Origin of the sequence: Kosakonia sp. WA-90 (genome assembly GCF_039871955.1) — a bacterium.
Classification (GTDB): domain Bacteria; phylum Pseudomonadota; class Gammaproteobacteria; order Enterobacterales; family Enterobacteriaceae; genus Kosakonia; species Kosakonia oryzendophytica.
Genome location: NZ_JBDPLJ010000007.1, coordinates 182,543 through 199,069, shown reverse-complemented (window position 1 = coordinate 199,069; position 16,527 = coordinate 182,543). Strand labels below are relative to the sequence as shown.

General features: G+C 53.3%; 18 protein-coding genes. 10 read left to right on the top strand and 8 right to left on the bottom strand.

The window, feature by feature from the left end:
- Window positions 1-26 precede the first annotated feature (26 nt).
- Window positions 27-755 carry a MurR/RpiR family transcriptional regulator gene (locus ABGA49_RS14000; protein ID WP_061493245.1) on the bottom strand — a complete coding sequence of 243 codons (729 nt, stop codon included), beginning with the start codon at window positions 753-755 and terminating at the stop codon, window positions 27-29.
- 238 nt (window positions 756-993) lie between these two features.
- Here ABGA49_RS14000 and ABGA49_RS13995 point away from each other — a divergent pair, with 238 nt between their 5' ends.
- Window positions 994-1,653, top strand: coding sequence for a hemolysin III family protein (locus ABGA49_RS13995; RefSeq protein ID WP_061493246.1), 660 nt, complete (start codon window positions 994-996; stop codon window positions 1,651-1,653).
- Window positions 1,654-1,698: 45 nt separating this feature from the next.
- Here the strand turns inward: ABGA49_RS13995 and ygfZ are convergent, their stop codons facing one another.
- Entirely contained in the window at window positions 1,699-2,682 is a 984-nt protein-coding gene (ygfZ, locus tag ABGA49_RS13990) for a tRNA-modifying protein YgfZ (protein ID WP_061493247.1), read from the bottom strand.
- Between the two features lie 248 nt (window positions 2,683-2,930).
- Here ygfZ and sdhE point away from each other — a divergent pair, with 248 nt between their 5' ends.
- Both sdhE and ABGA49_RS13980 read left to right on the top strand, forming a co-directional pair.
- On the top strand, window positions 2,931-3,197 hold the full coding sequence (sdhE, locus tag ABGA49_RS13985) for an FAD assembly factor SdhE (protein WP_061493249.1): 267 nt from the start codon (window positions 2,931-2,933) through the stop codon (window positions 3,195-3,197).
- Window positions 3,178-3,594 carry a protein YgfX gene (locus ABGA49_RS13980; protein WP_061493250.1) on the top strand — a complete coding sequence of 139 codons (417 nt, stop codon included), beginning with the start codon at window positions 3,178-3,180 and terminating at the stop codon, window positions 3,592-3,594. Before sdhE ends, ABGA49_RS13980 begins: the two co-directional genes overlap by 20 nt.
- 18 nt (window positions 3,595-3,612) lie before the next feature.
- Here the strand turns inward: ABGA49_RS13980 and fldB are convergent, their stop codons facing one another.
- Window positions 3,613-4,134 carry a flavodoxin FldB gene (fldB, locus tag ABGA49_RS13975; protein ID WP_347665693.1) on the bottom strand — a complete coding sequence of 174 codons (522 nt, stop codon included), beginning with the start codon at window positions 4,132-4,134 and terminating at the stop codon, window positions 3,613-3,615.
- Window positions 4,135-4,232: 98 nt separating this feature from the next.
- Between fldB and xerD the strand changes: the two genes are divergently transcribed.
- The 5 genes from xerD (at window position 4,233) to lysS (ending at window position 10,322) form a co-directional block, all read left to right on the top strand.
- Entirely contained in the window at window positions 4,233-5,129 is an 897-nt protein-coding gene (gene xerD, locus ABGA49_RS13970; RefSeq protein WP_347665692.1) for a site-specific tyrosine recombinase XerD, read from the top strand.
- A 23-nt stretch (window positions 5,130-5,152) separates the two neighbouring features.
- Window positions 5,153-5,866 carry a bifunctional protein-disulfide isomerase/oxidoreductase DsbC gene (gene dsbC / locus ABGA49_RS13965; RefSeq protein WP_061493253.1) on the top strand — a complete coding sequence of 238 codons (714 nt, stop codon included), beginning with the start codon at window positions 5,153-5,155 and terminating at the stop codon, window positions 5,864-5,866.
- Window positions 5,867-5,871: 5 nt separating this feature from the next.
- Window positions 5,872-7,605, top strand: a complete 1,734-nt coding sequence (recJ, locus tag ABGA49_RS13960; RefSeq protein WP_061493254.1) for a single-stranded-DNA-specific exonuclease RecJ — start codon at window positions 5,872-5,874, stop codon at window positions 7,603-7,605.
- 91 nt (window positions 7,606-7,696) lie between these two features.
- Window positions 7,697-8,795, top strand: a protein-coding gene (prfB, locus tag ABGA49_RS13955) for a peptide chain release factor 2 (protein ID WP_134318702.1) whose coding sequence is annotated in 2 segments (ribosomal slippage) — window positions 7,697-7,771 and window positions 7,773-8,795 — 1,098 coding nt in all. Because the reading frame shifts where the segments join, the coding sequence is not laid out codon by codon here.
- Window positions 8,796-8,804: 9 nt separating this feature from the next.
- Window positions 8,805-10,322 carry a lysine--tRNA ligase gene (gene lysS, locus ABGA49_RS13950; RefSeq protein ID WP_061493256.1) on the top strand — a complete coding sequence of 506 codons (1,518 nt, stop codon included), beginning with the start codon at window positions 8,805-8,807 and terminating at the stop codon, window positions 10,320-10,322.
- 48 nt (window positions 10,323-10,370) lie between these two features.
- Here lysS and idi read toward each other — a convergent pair whose 3' ends face one another.
- The 4 genes from idi to ABGA49_RS13930 all read right to left on the bottom strand — a co-directional run bounded on the left by idi (window position 10,371) and on the right by ABGA49_RS13930 (window position 13,870).
- Window positions 10,371-10,928 (bottom strand): isopentenyl-diphosphate Delta-isomerase, encoded by a 558-nt coding sequence (gene idi / locus ABGA49_RS13945; protein ID WP_134318703.1) that lies wholly within the window; start codon window positions 10,926-10,928, stop codon window positions 10,371-10,373.
- A 117-nt stretch (window positions 10,929-11,045) separates the two neighbouring features.
- Window positions 11,046-11,762 (bottom strand): DUF554 domain-containing protein, encoded by a 717-nt coding sequence (locus ABGA49_RS13940; RefSeq protein ID WP_347665691.1) that lies wholly within the window; start codon window positions 11,760-11,762, stop codon window positions 11,046-11,048.
- Between the two features lie 16 nt (window positions 11,763-11,778).
- Window positions 11,779-12,366 carry a UbiX family flavin prenyltransferase gene (locus tag ABGA49_RS13935; RefSeq protein ID WP_088237752.1) on the bottom strand — a complete coding sequence of 196 codons (588 nt, stop codon included), beginning with the start codon at window positions 12,364-12,366 and terminating at the stop codon, window positions 11,779-11,781.
- 10 nt (window positions 12,367-12,376) lie between these two features.
- On the bottom strand, window positions 12,377-13,870 hold the full coding sequence (locus ABGA49_RS13930; protein ID WP_347665690.1) for a UbiD family decarboxylase: 1,494 nt from the start codon (window positions 13,868-13,870) through the stop codon (window positions 12,377-12,379).
- 218 nt (window positions 13,871-14,088) lie between these two features.
- Here ABGA49_RS13930 and ABGA49_RS13925 point away from each other — a divergent pair, with 218 nt between their 5' ends.
- Window positions 14,089-14,988 (top strand): LysR family transcriptional regulator, encoded by a 900-nt coding sequence (locus ABGA49_RS13925; RefSeq protein ID WP_088237754.1) that lies wholly within the window; start codon window positions 14,089-14,091, stop codon window positions 14,986-14,988.
- A gap of 84 nt (window positions 14,989-15,072) precedes the next feature.
- A complete protein-coding gene (actS, locus tag ABGA49_RS13920; protein WP_088237755.1) occupies window positions 15,073-15,798 on the top strand; it encodes an amidase activator ActS in 726 nt (241 codons plus the stop codon).
- A 54-nt stretch (window positions 15,799-15,852) separates the two neighbouring features.
- Here actS and ABGA49_RS13915 read toward each other — a convergent pair whose 3' ends face one another.
- The gene (locus ABGA49_RS13915) at window positions 15,853-16,269 is read right to left on the bottom strand and encodes a hypothetical protein (protein WP_061493262.1); all 417 of its coding nucleotides are present in this window, start codon (window positions 16,267-16,269) and stop codon (window positions 15,853-15,855) included.
- Window positions 16,270-16,527: the final 258 nt, after the last annotated feature.

The window sequence follows — 16,527 nt, the reverse complement described above, 5'->3', positions numbered from 1 at the left end:
TTACATCAAAAAAACAACCTGTTTTTTTATGCTATTCTTTTCGCCAGTTTTCTTCCCAGCGTCTCCAGAATATAAATGACCGGGATTTGCGTCGTAATATCGTAGCCGCCGGTAATGCGGGTCTGTGGAATATGCCAGGAGATATTAAAGTCCGCCAGTTTCGCCAGTCGTGAATGCTCGTGGCTGGTGACAGAGAGCACTTTACAGTGATGCAGACTGAACTGGCTGGCAAAACGGAGGATCTCTTCTGTCTCACCGGAGACGGAGAGTACAATTGCCAGCGCGTTTTTCGCCATATCATTCGTTACCGGGAAATAAGGGTCATCGATATGGTTACTGAATTTCCCGACATTAGAAAAGAACCGTGCGCCATATTTTGCTAATGCGCCTGATGTTCCCGCGCCGACAAATATAATGCGCTCAGAGGATAATATGACATCGACAGCACTATCGAGTAATTTATCAAACTCTTCGTTATTTACCCCTTTAAAAAAGCTGATAATTTCGCTGGCGCCAAAATTAGGTTGCTGGGGTTCATTTTGTTCCAGATATAATTTAAAACGCACCCGGAACTCAGAATATCCTTCACAGTTGAGTTTGCGGCAAAAGCGCAACACCGTCGTTGTCGATACGTCCGCCGCGTCGGCCAGTTCGCGAATTGTCATATACATCACTTTGTCACGATTCTTGACGACAAAGTTATAGACCATCATCTCCAGATTATTGAGGCTGGCGATGGCCGAGTGAGTAAACATCGTCACGGCGGTATCCTTTACTTTTTGTTAACGTCACCCATCTTATGCACGGTTGGTCTGGGCGTGCGCACATGCTGCCATAACTCTGCTGGTGTTGCCCCGACTTTTGCGCGGCGTGTCACCCTTTGGCCGGCAAATATTCAGATACGATATTTATTTTAGCGTACAGGTGTGCACTGGAATCATTCTCAGTTACTCTATGATCGCAACGTTTTAAGCGTTCTTCCCGGAGTTAGCTATGGCGCAGAAACCATTAATCGCACAGGGATACACACTGGCAGAGGAAATTGCCAACAGCATCAGCCACGGTATCGGGCTGGTGTTTGGTATTGTCGGTCTGGTGCTGCTGCTGGTGCAGGCAGTGGACAGTAACGCCAGTATGATGGCTATCACCAGTTACAGTCTTTATGGCGGCAGCATGATTTTGCTGTTTCTCGCTTCTACGCTTTACCATGCGATCCCGCATCAGCGGGCAAAGATATGGCTGAAGAAATTTGACCACTGTGCGATCTACTTGTTGATTGCCGGTACCTATACGCCATTTCTGCTGGTCGGTCTGGATTCGCCGTTGGCGCGCGGGCTGATGATTGTCATCTGGAGCCTCGCGTTGTTGGGTATCCTGTTCAAACTCACCATTGCACACCGGTTTAAGGTATTGTCGCTGGTGACGTATCTGACGATGGGCTGGCTGTCACTGATTGTGATTTACCAACTGGCCACCCGCTTGTCGCTTGGCGGCGTAACACTGCTGGCGGTGGGGGGACTGGTATACTCGCTTGGCGTGATATTTTACGTCTGCAAGCGGATTCCTTATAACCATGCTATCTGGCACGGTTTTGTGCTCGGTGGCAGTGTCTGCCACTTCCTGGCGATCTATCTGTACGTCGGACAGGTTTAGCCTTTCTTGCCGGGGGGCGCTTGCGCCAGCCCCGGCTTCATCAAACTATTCTTCTGATAGTGAGTAGGGCAGCGGCTCGATGCTTAAGGTATTTGCATCGTCGCGAACGCGAAATACGCTGCCAGGCTCCATATCGTTATTCATCACGACTTGCACTAACAGGCGTCCATCATCAAGCTGGACAGAGGCCAGTACGGTACCAGTACGACGCCAGTTTTCCCCCATCTGCATTTCGAGGTCTTCACCGGCTTCCGGAGCACGGCTGGCCTTGCCTGCCAGATACCACAGCGCGCGTTTGTTTGCGCCGCGGAATTTCGCACGAGCCACCATTTCCTGCCCGGTATAGCAACCTTTTTTAAAGCTGATGCCGCCGAGCGCCTGCAGGTTGGTCGCCTGCGGGATAAACTGTGCGCTGTTCGGTGTATCAATAACCGGCAAACCGGCTTCGATGTTCAGTGACAGCCATTGTTGGCTGTTATTCAACTGTGCTTCGCCGCGCAGTTTCTCTGTAACCCGTTCGGCGGTTGCGACATCGGTCACCAGTAGAAAGCGCTCAGCGGGGTGGGCAAACCACAGGAGGGTGGTCGCACCATCCTGAACAACCTGTTTTTCCGCATCCGGCAGCGTCGTAAACAGATCCGTCAGCGCGGCGCGCGCCTGGAAACCGGCCACGCCCAGTAGCACATGTTCGTCATCGGGGGCTATCGTGACTTTTGAAAAGACGGCGTATTTTTTCAGCTCGGTCAACTGCGATTCACGCACGCTGCGGCGTAAAATCCAGGCAAATCCATCCTGGTAGTGGAACAACCGCATATTGCTCCACATTTTACCTTTAGAATCGCAATGCGCCGCCAGCAGATGCTGTTCAGGGGGCATTTTCGCGACATCGGCGGTTACCTGGCCTTGCAGGTATTTTTCGCTGTCGGCGCCGGTGATGGTCGCCAGTGCCCAGTCATCGAGCGTCATAAGCGTCAGCGGCAGACGTGCGGATGCGGTCGGCTGGCGCGGAGGAAATGGTGTAAAAGCCATAATAATGTCCTGATTAGCTTAACGCTGTGTTGGTGCTTAATGGTAAAAGAGCCATTGTTCAATGCAAGCGATAAAGCACGCGTTTTGTGCCATTGTGAAAGCCTTGCGAGCGACTGCGCAGGGGAATGAAATTTTTGCAGACCATGCGATTTATTCCCTGAGCGTCCTCGTAAGGATAAATAATCCGCAAAAGAAAGCACAAAAACACGTTACAATAGGCCCCATTATGCCTACGCAGGGAGAAGAACATGGATATTAATAACAAAGCCCGTATCCACTGGGCGTGCCGCCGTGGAATGCGCGAACTCGATATCTCCATCATGCCTTTTTTTGAACATGAGTACGACACGCTGAGCGATGACGACAAGCATCTGTTTGTGCGCCTGCTGGAAAGTGATGACCCGGACTTATTTAACTGGCTGATGAATCATGGCAAACCTCAGGATGCGGGGTTGCAGAGAATGGTGCAGTTAATTCAAACACGGAATCGGGAACGTGGTCCTGTGGCAATCTGATTTACGCGTCTCATGGCGCGCGCAATGGCTCTCTTTACTGCTCCATGGTCTGGTGGCGGCGCTGATATTGCTGATGCCATGGCCATTGAGCTATACGCCATTGTGGCTGTTATTGCTATCGCTGGTGGTTTTTGACAGCGTACGCAGCCAGCGTCGCATCAATGCCTGCCATGGTGAGATCAAACTGCTGATGGAGTCACGTCTACGCTGGCAGGGCGTTGAGTGGAATATTGTCGGTGCGCCGTGGATGTTACGCAGCGGTATGATGCTGCGGTTACGCCGTGAAGAAGACGGACGACGCCAACATTTGTGGCTGGCGGCGGACAGCATGGATGCACAGGAGTGGCGCGATCTGCGCCGGATGCTCTCTCAAAAGTCGGCGCAGGGGCTGCATTAAGCGCGAGACGGTGTGTAATCAGGCTAGCCGTTCCGCCATTTCCAGCAGGATCTGCTCGCACCAGGCCTGAATGCGCGTTTCGCTCAGATCGTACTGGTTGGTTTCATCAAGCGCCAGGCCAACGAAAAGTTGGCCATCGGCGATGACCGGTTTCTTGCTGGTAAACTCGTAGCCCTCAGTTGGCCAGTAGCCGATAAATGTCACGCCTTTGGGCGCCAGTTTGTCATGCAGCATGCCAAGTGCGTCGAGAAACCATTCGCCATAGCCGAGCTGGTCGCCCATCCCGTACAACGCGATGATTTTTCCATCGAGATGCAGGTCGTCAAGCTGATCCCAGATAGCTTCCCAGTCTTCCTGCAATTCGCCGAAATCCCAGGTGGGAATGCCGAGGATCAACGCATCATACTGCTCCATCAGCGCAGGGGCGTCGTCTTTCAGGTTGTGCAACGTCACCAGTTCTGGCCCGATAACATCGCGAATTTTTTCCGCCGCCATTTCGGTGTAGCAGGTGCTGGAACCGTAAAACAGACCAATATTCATAACGTAAACTTCTCAATGCTTGATGTCTCTTTGCGAGCAGTGTACCAGAATCGTACGGCAATCAGGCATAATGCAGCGATTGAGAGAAGGAGGCGCAGATGGAACAGGATCTGGCACGCATTGAGCAGTTTCTGGATGCTCTCTGGCTTGAGAACAACCTGGCGGAAAATACCCTCAGCGCTTATCGTCGCGACCTGAAGAGCGTCGTGGAGTGGCTACACCATCGGGAAAGCAGCCTCGAACAGGCGCAAAGCGAGGATTTACAGGCGATATTGGCGGAGCGCGTCGACGGAGGGTACAAAGCGACCAGTTCGGCACGTTTGTTGAGCGCTGTGCGGCGTTTTTTTCAGTACCTGTATCGTGAAAAAATTCGCAGCGACGACCCCAGTGCGTTACTGGCCTCGCCAAAACTGCCTCTGCGCTTGCCCAAAGATTTAAGCGAAGCGCAGGTCGAACGATTATTGCAGTCACCGGTGGTTGACCAACCGCTGGAGTTACGCGATAAAGCGATGCTTGAAGTGCTCTACGCCACCGGCCTTCGTGTTTCTGAACTGGTGGGATTAACGATGAGCGACATCAGCCTGAGGCAGGGGGTGTTGCGGGTAATCGGTAAAGGCAATAAAGAACGTCTGGTGCCGTTAGGCGAAGAAGCGGTTTACTGGGTGGAAAATTACCTTGAATATGGTCGTCCCTGGTTGCTTAACGGCGTATCAATAGATGTATTGTTTCCGAGCCAGCGCGCGCAACAGATGACGCGACAGACATTCTGGCATCGTATCAAGCACTATGCTCAATTGGCGGGCATTGATAGCGAGAAGCTGTCGCCGCACGTGTTGCGCCATGCGTTTGCCACGCATCTGCTCAACCACGGCGCGGATTTGCGTGTAGTGCAAATGTTACTGGGGCATCAGGATCTGTCGACAACACAAATTTATACGCATGTGGCTACAGAGCGGCTGCGTAAGCTTCATCAACAGCATCACCCGCGGGCGTGATACTGACAATCTAAGGATGTGTTATGAAAAACGGTTTAATCATGTTCACCTTGCTAGCAGCGGCGTTTTCTGGTGTTGCGCATGCGGATGATGCGGCGATCAAACAGTCGCTGGCGAAACTGGGTGTACAGAGCTCTGAAATCCTGCCCGCGCCAGTTGCCGGAATGAAAGCCGTGTTGACCAGTAGCGGTGTGTTGTATGTTACCGAAGATGGCAAACATATTATCCAGGGGCCGATGTACGACGTCAGTGGCGCGCAACCCGTGAATGTCACCTCACAAATGCTGATGCCCCACCTCAATGCGCTGGCAAAAGAGATGATTGTCTACAAAGCGCCGCAGGAAAAACACGTAATTACCGTCTTTACCGACATCACCTGCGGTTATTGCCAGAAGCTGCACAGCGAAATGGCTGACTACAACGCTTTAGGCATTACCGTTCGCTACCTCGCGTTTCCGCGCCAGGGGATCGGAAGTGAAGCCGAGAAGGACATGAAAGCGATCTGGTGCGCCAAAGATCGTAACAAAGCCTTTGATGATGCCATGAGCGGCAAAGGCGTTAAACCGGCCAGTTGTGATATGGATATCGCCAATCACTACGCGCTGGGCGTGCAGTTTGGCGTGAATGGTACGCCAGCGGTAGTGCTGAATGATGGCTATGTTGTGCCGGGGTATCAGGCACCTGCCGAGATGAAAGCGTTTCTCGACCAACATCAAAAAGCCACTGGCGGTAAATAATTCGCGTGAAAGCTCAGATACAACTTCGCCGCCGCGTAATTGATGACGCGGTGGAACTGGCGGATTCACTTCCGCCTCTGCTGCGCCGGTTATATGCCAGCCGCGGCGTGCGGCATGACAGCGAACTGGAGCGTAGCGTCAAAGGCATGCTGCCGTGGCATCAGTTAAATGGCATCGACGATGCAGTAACGCATTTGTACAACGCATTGCGCGAAGGGCTGCGGATTATTGTCGTCGGCGATTTTGACGCTGATGGCGCAACCAGCACCGCCCTGAGCGTGTTGGCGCTGCGTTCACTGGGGTGCGAAAACGTCAGCTACCTCGTGCCAAACCGCTTTGACGATGGTTATGGCCTTAGCCCGGAAGTCGTCGATCAGGCACATGCACGCGGCGCGCAGCTTATTTTGACCGTCGATAACGGTATTTCGTCCCACGCTGGCGTTGAACGGGCGCATGCGCTGGGCATTCCGGTGATTGTGACCGATCACCATTTGCCGGGGGAAACCTTGCCCGAGGCAGAAGCCATTGTGAACCCTAACTTGCGTGACTGTGATTTCCCGTCGAAATCGCTGGCAGGTGTGGGTGTGGCGTTTTATTTGATGCTGGCGTTGCGTAGTTTCCTGCGTGATAACGGTTGGTTCGATGCGCGCGGCCTGGCGATGCCAAATCTTGCAGAACTGCTTGACCTGGTGGCATTAGGTACAGTGGCGGACGTGGTGCCGCTGGATGCCAATAACCGCATCCTGACCTGGCAAGGTCTGAGCCGCATTCGTGCCGGGCGCTGCCGTCCCGGAATCAAAGCGCTGCTGGAAGTGGCGAATCGCGATGCGCAAAAACTGGCGGCCAGCGATCTCGGTTTTGCGCTGGGACCGCGCCTGAATGCGGCCGGTCGGCTGGACGATATGTCTGTCGGCGTGGCACTGCTGCTGTGCGATAACCTTGGTGAGGCGCGCCAGCTTGCCAACGATTTGGATGCGCTGAACCAGACGCGCAAAGAGATTGAACAGGGTATGCAGGCTGAAGCGCTCACCCTGTGCGAACAACTCGAACGCAGTCTTGATACCCTTCCTGGTGGCCTGGCGATGTACCATCCTGAGTGGCATCAGGGCGTTGTGGGTATTCTTGCGTCGCGCATCAAAGAACGTTTTCACCGCCCGGTTATCGCCTTTGCCCCTGCGGGTGACGGTGTGTTGAAAGGGTCGGGGCGTTCCATTCAGGGCTTGCATATGCGCGACGCGCTGGAGCGGCTGGATATGTTATTCCCCGGGATGATGCTGAAATTCGGCGGCCATGCGATGGCGGCGGGTTTAACCCTGGAGGAAGGGCGCTTTGACGAGTTCCGGCAACGTTTTGGCGATCTGGTCACTGAGTGGCTGGATCCGGCGTTATTGCAGGGCGAAATCGTTTCTGATGGGCCATTAACGGCGCAGGAGATGACGCTGGAGATCGCCGAGATGCTGCGTGAAGCCGGGCCGTGGGGGCAGATGTTCCCGGAACCGCTGTTCGACGGTGAGTTTCGCCTGTTGCAGCAGCGTCTGGTGGGGGAACGCCATCTTAAAGTGATGCTGGAGCCCGTTGGCGGCGGCCCGCTACTGGACGGTATCGCGTTTAACGTGGATACCACCTGCTGGCCAGACAATGGTGTGCGGCAGGTGAATATTGCTTATAAACTCGATGTTAACGAGTTTCGCGGCAACCGTAGCGTACAGCTGATTATCGAAAACCTCTGGCCAATTTAGCGCCAGTATTCGCTACAAAAAAGGGCGTGGATCCGGTAAACTCCCGCCCTTATCACCGCATTTTGACAAGTCCATTAAAAGAAATCAGACCATGTTTGAAATTAACCCGGTAAAAAATCGTATTCAGGACCTCACGGAGCGCTCCGACGTTCTTAGGGGGTATCTTTGACTATGACGCCAAGAAAGAGCGTCTGGAAGAAGTAAACGCCGAGCTGGAACAGCCGGACGTATGGAATGAGCCTGAGCGCGCACAGGCGCTGGGCAAAGAGCGTTCTTCACTCGAAGCCATTGTTGATACGCTCGATCAGATGACTCAGGGGCTGGAAGATGTTGCCGGGCTGCTGGATCTCGCCGTTGAAGCTGACGATGAAGAGACCTTCAACGAAGCTGTCGCTGAACTGGATGGGCTGGAAGAGAAACTGGCGCAGTTGGAGTTCCGCCGCATGTTCTCCGGCGAGTATGACAGCGCCGATTGTTACCTTGATATTCAGGCGGGTTCCGGTGGCACCGAAGCGCAGGACTGGGCCAGCATGCTGATGCGTATGTATCTGCGCTGGGCAGAAGCGCGTGGCTTCAAGACCGAAATTATTGAAGAGTCTGAAGGTGAAGTGGCGGGGATTAAATCTGTCACGATCAAGATTATCGGCGATTACGCTTACGGCTGGCTGCGTACGGAAACCGGCGTTCATCGTCTGGTGCGTAAAAGCCCGTTTGACTCCGGCGGTCGTCGTCATACCTCGTTCAGCTCCGCGTTTGTCTACCCGGAAGTGGAAGACGATATCGATATCGAAATCAACCCGGCGGACCTGCGTATCGATGTATATCGCGCATCCGGCGCGGGCGGTCAGCACGTTAACCGTACTGAATCAGCCGTACGTATTACCCATATTCCGACCGGGCTGGTAACACAGTGCCAGAACGACCGTTCCCAGCATAAGAACAAAGACCAGGCCATGAAGCAGATGAAAGCGAAGCTTTATGAGCTGGAGATGCAGAAGAAAAATGCTGAGAAACAAGCGATGGAAGACACCAAGTCTGACATCGGTTGGGGTAGCCAGATCCGTTCTTATGTCCTGGATGATTCCCGCATCAAAGATCTGCGCACCGGGGTTGAAACCCGTAACACGCAGGCGGTGCTGGACGGCAGCCTGGATCAATTCATTGAAGCAAGTTTGAAAGCAGGGTTATGAGGAACCAACATGTCTGAACAACAAGCACAGGGCGCTGACGCGGCAGTTGAACTTAATAATGAACTGAAAAATCGCCGTGAGAAGCTGGCGCAGCTGCGTGAGCAGGGTGTGCCGTTCCCGAATGATTTCCGTCGCGACCAGACCTCTGACAAGCTGCACGCTGAATTCGATGCTAAAGAGAACGAAGAGCTGGAAGAACTCGGCATTGAAGTGGCGGTTGCCGGTCGTATGATGACCCGTCGTATTATGGGTAAAGCCTCTTTCGTGACGCTGCAGGATGTTGGGGGCCGTATCCAGCTCTACGTTGCGCGCGACGATCTGGCGGAAGGCGTGTATAACGAGCAGTTCAAAAAATGGGACCTCGGTGACATCCTCGGCGCCCGCGGCAAGCTGTTCAAAACCAAGACTGGCGAACTCTCTATTCACTGCACTGAGCTGCGTCTGCTGACCAAAGCGCTGCGCCCGCTGCCGGATAAATTCCACGGTTTGCAGGATCAGGAAGCGCGTTACCGTCAGCGCTACCTCGATCTGATTGCGAACGATGAATCCCGTAACACCTTCAAGGTTCGTTCGCAGATCCTGGCCGGAATTCGTCAGTTCATGGTTGGCCGCGACTTTATGGAAGTGGAAACCCCAATGATGCAGGTGATCCCTGGCGGTGCGTCTGCACGTCCGTTTATCACGCATCATAATGCGCTGGATCTGGACATGTACCTGCGCATCGCACCAGAGCTTTACCTCAAACGTCTGGTAGTCGGCGGTTTTGAGCGCGTGTTCGAAATCAACCGTAACTTCCGTAACGAAGGTATCTCCGTGCGCCATAACCCTGAGTTCACCATGATGGAACTCTACATGGCGTACGCGGATTATAAAGATCTTATCGAGCTGACCGAGTCGCTGTTCCGCACCCTGGCGCAGAACATCCTTGGTAAGACTGAAGTCCCGTACGGTGACGAAATTTTCGATTTTGGCAAGCCGTTCGAAAAACTGACCATGCGCGAAGCGATCAAAAAGTACCGTCCGGAAACCAATATGGCGGATCTGGATAACTTCGGCAGCGCGAAAGCCATTGCTGACAGCATTGGTATCAAGGTTGAGAAGAGCTGGGGCTTGGGCCGCATCGTGACCGAAATCTTTGAAGAAGTGGCCGAAGCGCACCTGATTCAGCCAACCTTTATTACCGAGTACCCGGCGGAAGTTTCCCCGCTGGCACGCCGTAACGACGTGAACCCGGAAATCACCGACCGCTTTGAATTCTTTATCGGTGGACGTGAAATCGGTAACGGCTTTAGCGAGCTGAATGACGCAGAAGACCAGGCACAGCGCTTTGCTGATCAGGTTGCAGCGAAAGATGCAGGCGACGACGAAGCGATGTTCTATGACGAAGATTACGTGACTGCGCTGGAACATGGTTTACCGCCGACGGCGGGTCTGGGGATTGGTATCGACCGCATGGTTATGCTCTTTACCAACAGCCACACCATCCGTGACGTGATCCTGTTCCCGGCAATGCGTCCGGTAAAATAATCGCTCAGCGATAATAAAAGCCCCGGCGTTAATCGCGTCGGGGCTTTTTTATTGCTGCAATCTGGCGGCAAACCGGCGGAGATTATCCCGTCCTTCACCGGGCGACGCTTCGCTGACCATCCATGGACTGAAGGCCCATGGCGTTACGTCCAGCCCCTGTAATAGGGCATCGAGGTCAACCCATTGATACGCCATGACTTCATCGGGGTTGGGGACGACTTCACCGTCAATCCGCGCGGCATAAACCGGGCACACTTCATTTTCGACGATGCCGGATGGATCGGTTTCACGGTAACGAAAACCGGGATGAATTGACGTAATGTTGTCGACGCGGGTGCCGATTTCGAAACGGCAGCGGCGGTGTATCGCCTCTTCATCGGATTCACCCAGTTGCGGATGACCACACACTGAGTTGGTCCAGACACCGGGCCAGGCTTTTTTGCTCAGTGAGCGGCGCGTGATCAGAAGCTGGCCCTGCCGATTGAAAATCCAACATGAAAAAGCCAGATGTAATGGGGTGTGGGAAGTATGTGCGGCGTATTTCTCCTGAGTGCCAGTCACCTCTCCCTGGTGATTAACCAAAATGACGTGTTCTTGTAGACCCATAACGACTCCAGTACTGAGAACGCCGGATGGCGCTGCGCTTACTGCAGACCGCGGGAGGGCGATCCCACAGATCCGATAAGCGCAGCGCCACCGTGCGAACCCAATTATACCTGACTATCAGGCAAACAGCTTTGCCCAGAGAGCGGAAAAGGGCATCACCAGTACCAGACCGGGTAGCATATTCGCCACCGGGAAGGGTTTGATATTACAAATGCGCAGCCCGGTTGCCACCATAATCAGGCCGCCAGCACAGGAGAAATCGCCCATCATATCTGGCGTTATTATATGCACGATGTAAACCGCCAGCGTTGCCAGCGCGACCTGTACGGCAATCAGTGGCAGACCGATGGTCATCACCGAAAAGCCCAGCATGGTGGCGAAAATGGCGGCGGTGAACAGATCCAGCACTGTTTTGATATACAAAATGGACGGATCGCCGGTCATCCCTTCATGCATGGCGCCGAAAATCCCCGTTCCGCTGGCGCAAAACAGCACCAGAATCGCGACGAATTTTTCCGTAAATTCATCGTGGGTTAACCCCTTTACTGGCGGGAAAATCCGGTTGATCAAGCCACGGGTAGTGCCTGCCGCTCTGCCAATCTGTTTTTCAAAGAAGAAGGCTTCGCCAATCACCGCCCCCAGCACCATTGCCAGCACTACTGCCGGCATAAATTTCACTTTAATCACCAGGTTGATGCCAAGCCCAACCGAGCACAAACCAAACGTCAGCGGCAATGCCACTTTGACCCGATCGGGGATGCGGGTGCCAACCACTGAACCCAGCAGACCGCCGACAATCACTGCGGCGCCGTTCACATAAGGACCGATTAACATAATGTTTCCTGAAAGATTACGCGTTATAGGTGAGGTGTCCCTCACCCCAGCGCGGGAGGTTTTTTACATCAATACCAAACAGATCCAGTGCGCGACTGACGCTGTGGGTAATGATCTCATCTGTGGTTTGCGGGCGCTGATAGAGCGCCGGAACCGGCGGGAAAATAATCCCGCCCATTTCTGTAATGGCCTGCATATTGCGAATGTGCCCGAGATTCAATGGCGTTTCGCGCGCCAGCAGCACCAAACGACGGCGCTCTTTCAGCACCACATCGGCGGCGCGGGTTAGCAAGTTATCCGTCAGGCAGTTTGCAATGGAACCCAGCGAACGCATAGAACAGGGCGCGACAAGCATGCCCATGGTCTTAAACGATCCGCTGGAGATAGCTGCGCCGAGATTGCCGATAGGGTGGACCACATCCGCCATCGCCCTCACGTCGTCAAGCTGGTAATCCGTCTCCAGCTCGCAGGTTTTTTCCGCCCCTTTCGAGATAACTAAATGGACTTCAAGATCCTGCGCGCGTAGAAGCTCAAGTGCTTTCACGCCATACTGAAAACCGGAAGCGCCGCTAATACCGACAATGATGCGTTGCAGTGTGGTCACACCTTTCCCCTTACTCGAAATCTGGCAGGAAACGTTTCACATCCACCTCTTTGAACTTCGAACGTTCAAAGTGGCTTTTCAGATGGAACGGCACTGTGCAGTCAAAAATGGTTTTGCAGGACATCCCCTGCTGCAGAATGCTTGGGCTGTAAGCCGGGATCTGCGACGGATCAAGCGGATGGCAACGCACACCTGGGATCGTCACGGTATCCACATCACCCTGATAACGCGTCTGCATGGCCCACAGCACATCGTCGCTGTCAAAAATATCCACGTCTTCGTCGACCAGAATCACGTGTTTCAGCTCCGGGAACGCAGAGAATGCCAGCAGCGCGGCTTGACGCTGACGGCCTTCATCCGCAGGGGAGAATTTTTTGAATTGCATCACCGCCAGCAGCTTGCCGCCGCCTGCTGAGTGCGCAAACACGTTAAGCAGTTTGCCCGGCATTGCACGGCCAACCATATCCAGAATGCTGGCTTCGGTCGGGATACCCGCCATGTTGACATGTTCTTCACCTGGACCCACGGTCGTGCGCCAGATAGGGTTGTAGCGATGGGTTACTGCTTTCACTTTGATGACCGGTAGCGCTTCTTTCGCTTCGCCGGTATAACCCGGGAATTCAGGCATCGCTTTACCGGTATCGGTGTTCTGATCTTCACGCAGACGCACGTTAGGCAGCAGCTCGCCTTCGATAACGATCTCCGCATGCGCAATCGCGCGTTCGTTGATGGTTTTACATTGCACCATTTCGACTGCGTGACCGCGCAGCGCACCGGCAACACTCAGCTCGTCGTAGCCCAGCGGTGTGGTAGGGGGTTCAAAGCAGGCGGCAATTTCGATTGCCGGATCGACGCCAATGCTGATGGAGATCGGCAGCGGTTTACCTGCCGCTTCGGCTTTCATGCGAAATGCGTCAATATGGCGGCCCGGTGTGAGCCACATCGACAATTCATCGCGGCTCTGAACGCACAGACGATGAATGGTGATATCGGATTCATGGGTTTCCGGATCGGAGGCGTAACACAGACCCATGGTGATGTACGGACCAGCATCTTCTTCGGTGTTGGTCGGTGCTGGCAACAACTTGCGCAGATCGAAATTCGCGTCGCTGGCAAGGTGCACCACTTGCTGGCAAACGGCGTGGTCTTGGGTGACGACCGGAGGGATCGGGTTCTGTACGGAATCTTTTAGCAGATGGCCGAGTTTTTCCGGTTCGCAGTTAAGGAAATGGCTGACACGTTTGCGTGAACCATTCAGGCCAATTGCCACACTGATGTCCTGAAAACCTTTCACTCTGTTAAACACCATCACCGGGCCGTTCTTACATGTCGGACGCTGGCAAGTACCGCCCGCGCCTACGTAGCGGTAAACGCCGGAGAGCTCTGCGTGCGGGTCAACTTCGGTGTCGGTTTCGACATATTCGCCGGGAAATGTCTTTAATAATTCAAGAGCAGAGCGTAAATCGGAAACGCCGCTGGCATTATTATTTTTTCTGGTTGACATGGTCTTTTCCATTTTTTGATAGGGATTTACTTGCTGTGCTCACCTTATTTTTATGTTGCCGATTAAACAAATACCGTTTTCCTGATTCAGACCAGATCAAAAAAGTACTCTTTATATAATTGTTAATTTAACGTTGGTGAATTGATTAAAGCCGCGGACTTTTCCTTTGCCACACTAAGTGGGATACTGAGCATTCGGGTATGGCGGAGAGATGTCGTATGGATTTGAAAAGATTGCGTTATTTTTGTCGCGTGGTGGAGCAGGGCTCAGTAAGCCAGGCGGCGAAAGTGCTGAATATGGCACAGCCTCCGCTCAGTAAACGGATCCAGGAGCTGGAAGAAGAACTGCAAGTTTCGTTGTTTACCCGTCAGGGAAATCGTATTGAACCTACCGAAGCCGGTTATTTTCTTTATCGTAAAGCCTGTGAAATATTACGTCAGGTGGAAGATACTGCACGCGAAACGGTGGCGATTGCCAATAAAGAGAAATTCCAGTTAAGACTTGGCTTAACACATCTTTTTCAATCCTATTTTAAGCCATTGTTGTTGGAGCTTTATAAACGCCATCCCGACGCGGAAATTAATATCTCGGTAACCGATTCCAGCCATTTAGAGACCATGCTGAATGAAGGCACTATCGATCTGGCGATGATTCAGCGACCCTATCGCAGCGAAGGTTTTGATTATGTCTCGTTCGATCCCGTACGGTTAGTGGCGGTGATCAGTAAGCAGTGTTTGCCACAAGTCCCCGTCAGCCCGTTTGATTATCAGGCGTTGGCGGCGTTTCCACTGGTGCTGTTACACCGGGCGAAAGATGCCGGAACCTATGAAATGCTGATCGATTTATTTCGTAAAGCGGGCGGCAATCCGAAGGTGATTATGCATATTACCCAGCCAGGTGTGATTCTTGAGTGGCTGGAATCCGGACTTGCGGCGGCGACGCTGTTGCCTTCTTCAGAAGTCGACGCCAGCAAGCTGTCGCAATGTCACGTGGTGGAGGTTTTCCCGTCGCCGCAGGTCTTTTATCCGGCCCTGGTGAAGATGCCAGCCATGCCCTATTTGCCGGAAATTATGGAAATTATTGCCCAGGGATACCCGATTCCGCGTCATCCGGCGTGAAAGGGTTGGCATCCCATCGGTGGCTGCTTATCATAGGTCGCCTTTTATTTTATTCGAGGAACTGTTTTGCGTGCAGGACGCCTGATGATAAACCCGTTGCGCAGGGTGATGTGCCTGGCAATTATATTGCTGATGGCAGGTTGCGCCGGGAACAAATCTTCTGTTGGCAGTTATTCCGGCGGCGTTTATACGGTGAAGCGGGGCGATACCCTGTACCGTATCTCCCGGATAACCGGCACCAGTATTAAAGATCTGGCTGGCATGAACGGCCTTTCACCGCCCTATACCATTGAAGTCGGGCAGCAGTTAAAAGTGAAAGGCAGTGCGAAAACGGCCTCTTCCTCGGGTAAAGGCAGCGGCAAAACGGCGAAAGTCGTCCCCTCTTCTGCTGTGCCGCAATCTTCCTGGCCGCCAGTAGGTGACCGTTGCTGGCGCTGGCCGACGACCGGGAAAGTGGTCATGACCTATTCCACCGCAGAAGGTGGGAATAAAGGGATCGATATTGCCGGTTCGCGCGGGCAACCGATTTATGCCGCCGGGGCCGGGAAAGTGGTGTATGTCGGCAACCAACTGCGTGGTTACGGCAATTTAATCATGATTAAGCACAGTGAAGATTACATCACCGCTTATGCCCATAACGACACATTGCTGGTGAATAACGGGCAGAGTGTGAAAGCGGGGCAGAAGATTGCCACCATGGGCAGCAGCGATACGGATTCAGTCAAGCTGCACTTCCAGTTGCGTTATCGCGCGACGGCTATCGATCCGCTGCGTTATTTACCTCCGCAAGGTAGCCCACCGAAATGCTAATAAAGCACGCTAACAGGCGCTGACTGGCCTGTTAGCGCGTTATTGCGCCGCGAATTAATAATTCTGCGTATCCTGGCCGTTAAAGATATTTGCCCGGCTGGTCGATGATTTACCGTTGCTGTAGTGGGTGTCCTGCCCACCAAAAATATTGGCGCGGCTGGTTGAGCTATCGCCATTACTGTATTGCGTGTCCTGGCCGTCAAAAATGTTCGCGCGGCTGGTTGAACTGCTGCCGTCACTGTTTTTCACATCCTGACCGCCGAAAATATTGGCTCGGCTGGTTGACGTTCTGCCGTCGCTATATTGGACATCCTGTCCGCCGAAGATATTGGCCCGACTGCTTGAGGTTGTACCGTTGTCGTAGCGGCAATCTTGCCCGCCAAAAATGTTTTCCCGGCAACTGTCCGCCAGTGCGTTGTTGATGGAACCCGACACCAAAACTACGCCTACAAAGATTGCCTTAACGTTCATCCTTTTCCCCAACCAATAAGTAGTGACTACGCAGGATATGCTATTCCTCGTAAAGCGAAGCGGGAGGTGCTGTTGTCCTAATTATTGTCAATTTAGCCTGGGAACCGCAAAGACTTACGGGAGAGGCGTAGCGCAGAGAGGATGTCTTCGTAATGCCGGGCTCAGCGGCGTCGATGTGCGGGTTGCACAAATGGGGCGGTGTTGTAAGCCGTGAAGATTAATTGCTTAAAACTCCAGCGGTTATCAGTAAACTCACCT

Excerpts from the sequence above, each read along its gene's own strand:
- ABGA49_RS14000 (WP_061493245.1), bottom strand. The coding sequence starts at position 755 with ATGTTTACTCACTCGGCCATCGCCAGCCTCAATAATCTGGAGATGATG.
- ABGA49_RS13995 (WP_061493246.1), top strand. The coding sequence starts at position 994 with ATGGCGCAGAAACCATTAATCGCACAGGGATACACACTGGCAGAGGAA.
- ygfZ (WP_061493247.1), bottom strand. The coding sequence starts at position 2,682 with ATGGCTTTTACACCATTTCCTCCGCGCCAGCCGACCGCATCCGCACGT.
- sdhE (WP_061493249.1), top strand. The coding sequence starts at position 2,931 with ATGGATATTAATAACAAAGCCCGTATCCACTGGGCGTGCCGCCGTGGA.
- fldB (WP_347665693.1), bottom strand. The coding sequence starts at position 4,134 with ATGAATATTGGTCTGTTTTACGGTTCCAGCACCTGCTACACCGAAATG.
- xerD (WP_347665692.1), top strand. The coding sequence starts at position 4,233 with ATGGAACAGGATCTGGCACGCATTGAGCAGTTTCTGGATGCTCTCTGG.
- dsbC (WP_061493253.1), top strand. The coding sequence starts at position 5,153 with ATGAAAAACGGTTTAATCATGTTCACCTTGCTAGCAGCGGCGTTTTCT.
- lysS (WP_061493256.1), top strand. The coding sequence starts at position 8,805 with ATGTCTGAACAACAAGCACAGGGCGCTGACGCGGCAGTTGAACTTAAT.
- idi (WP_134318703.1), bottom strand. The coding sequence starts at position 10,928 with ATGGGTCTACAAGAACACGTCATTTTGGTTAATCACCAGGGAGAGGTG.
- ABGA49_RS13940 (WP_347665691.1), bottom strand. The coding sequence starts at position 11,762 with ATGTTAATCGGTCCTTATGTGAACGGCGCCGCAGTGATTGTCGGCGGT.
- ABGA49_RS13930 (WP_347665690.1), bottom strand. The coding sequence starts at position 13,870 with ATGTCAACCAGAAAAAATAATAATGCCAGCGGCGTTTCCGATTTACGC.
- ABGA49_RS13925 (WP_088237754.1), top strand. The coding sequence starts at position 14,089 with ATGGATTTGAAAAGATTGCGTTATTTTTGTCGCGTGGTGGAGCAGGGC.
- actS (WP_088237755.1), top strand. The coding sequence starts at position 15,073 with ATGATAAACCCGTTGCGCAGGGTGATGTGCCTGGCAATTATATTGCTG.
- ABGA49_RS13915 (WP_061493262.1), bottom strand. The coding sequence starts at position 16,269 with ATGAACGTTAAGGCAATCTTTGTAGGCGTAGTTTTGGTGTCGGGTTCC.